The following is a 1,915-nucleotide window of genomic DNA, read 5'->3' as shown; positions in this document are numbered from 1 at the left end:
CGGCGGCCGGCCCACCGACGGCCTCCTGCGGCTGCGGCCCGGCCGCCGGCGCGAGGACGTGCAGCCCCGGCTCCACGGTCCGCAGTTCGCCGAGCGCGGCGGCCGCCACCAGGGCCGCCTCGGTGGCGGCCTCCGCCGCGGCCGCCCGTCGGCGGCGTTCGAGCGCCGCCAGTACGCCGGCGGTCACCGCACCGGCCTTGGCCAGTCCCTTCCACGCCTTCGAGTCCCGCGCCATCCCCGCTACCTGCTCCCCGGTAGGTCACCGTGCCGTGGGCCCGCCACGATCGTCCGGGACGACGCTACCTGCCCGCCCGCCGCCCGGTCTGCCGGGCCCGCCAGCAGGAACCGGCCACTCCCGGGGGCGAAAAGGGTCGAACAGGTACGAACCATCTGGTTTCACCCCGCGAGGAGCGGGGAGGAGACCGGTACCACCGGACCAACTGCCGGCGGACCGGCCGGGGCCGGAGACACCAGGACCCTCTCCGGCTCCCCGCGTCCGCACAGGACCGCACCGCCCGTGAGCGCACTGGTCAGCGCCGCCCGGGCGATGCGGCCCGCCCGCAGCCGGTCCGGCACCCACAGCGGGCCCGCCGCCTCGCGGCACGACGAGAGCCCCCCGCCACTCGGGCGGGGGGCTCTCGGTACGACACGACCGGTGGTGTCCCGGACCAGTGGTGACCGGTCCCGGGGACGTCCACGGACCAGTGGTGTCTAGTACCAGTGGTGCGACTGCCAGAACGACCAGGCGCCGCAGGGGCTGCCGTAGCGGCTGTTCATGTAGTTCAGGCCCCACTTGATCTGGGTCGCGGGGTTGGTCCGCCAGTCGGCGCCGGCCGAGGCCATCTTCGAGCCGGGCAGCGCCTGGACCAGGCCGTAGGCACCGGAGGAGGCATTGGTGGCGGTGTAGTTCCAGCCGCTCTCGCGCTTCACGATCTGGCTGAAGCACTGGAACTGCGAGTCGTCGCCGATGATCTGGAGCGCCATCTCCTGGACGGAGCCGGGGCTGACGGCGGCCAGCGTGGTGCGAGCCTTGTCGCGGTTGGCGGCCTCCTCGTCTGCCTTGCGCTTGTCGTCGGCAGCCTTGGCGGCAGCCTTCTCGGCGTCGGCCTTGGCCTGCGCGTCGGCGGCGGCCTTCTGGCGCGCGGCCTCCTCGGCGGCCTTCTTGGCAGCCGCGTCGGCCGACACCTGCTGGGCGTTGGCCTGCTCGCTGAAGTTGTCGCTGACGGTCTGCGCCTGGGCACCCGAGGGAACGTCGGCGAGCAGCGTGGCGCTCGCGACATCGACCGTCGTGACGGCCTTGCCCTCGCTGCCCGAGGCCGCACCAACGACGGCACCGACAGCGGTGACCGCGGTGGCTGAGGCCACAGCGACTCCCCGGACCGAGATCCGAGTCACATGGTTTCCTTCCAGCGTCGCCCACGCGTGACCGTGCGGGCGCAATCTGCCCCTTGGCGCTGGCCTCCGCCCCTGCTCTGGTCACGGGAGGCACTGGCCCGGCACCGGCCCGAGAGACTCGGAACGGCGAACGGATCGGGCGGCGTACGACTCATCGGTGTTCAGTTCTGTGCCCGCCAACCGGAGTTGCCGAGCCGTGGGTTCTGCCGTACGCGGGGCCTGACAGAACCCTCACCATGCCGCACCGGGCCATGTCTACGCAATTCCCGGTTGCGTGGCGCATCTCACAATCTTCGCGGGCGCCGAGTTCTGCCGATCCATGGACAAGGCGCCGTCAGTTGTGATGGCAGGCAAGGGGCCTGTCGCTCGGCGACAGGCCCCTTCATGGTGGATTGTCTGATTTTGTCCTGGGCGTTTTCGTACCGTTCGTACCCGCCGTTCAGACGGTCGGCGCACCCGGTGGGGTCAGGGGCCGACGTCCTCCAGCATCTCGGTCACCAGTGCGGCGATCGGCGAACGC

The 1,915-nt window shown here is 72.0% G+C and carries 2 protein-coding genes; both read right to left on the bottom strand.

Annotation, left to right across the window (positions count from 1 at the left end):
- Positions 1-235: hypothetical protein (locus AA75_RS28145; protein ID WP_033823085.1), on the bottom strand; the 235-nt coding region annotated here is incomplete at its 3' end.
- Between the two features lie 476 nt (positions 236-711).
- Positions 712-1,395, bottom strand: a complete 684-nt coding sequence (locus tag AA75_RS28140; RefSeq protein WP_033823084.1) for a transglycosylase SLT domain-containing protein — start codon at positions 1,393-1,395, stop codon at positions 712-714.
- Between the last annotated feature and the right edge of the window lie 520 nt (positions 1,396-1,915).

Source organism: Kitasatospora sp. MBT63 (assembly GCF_000710465.2).
GTDB lineage: Bacteria > Actinomycetota > Actinomycetes > Streptomycetales > Streptomycetaceae > Kitasatospora.
This window is presented reverse-complemented; position numbering and strand designations above follow the sequence as displayed.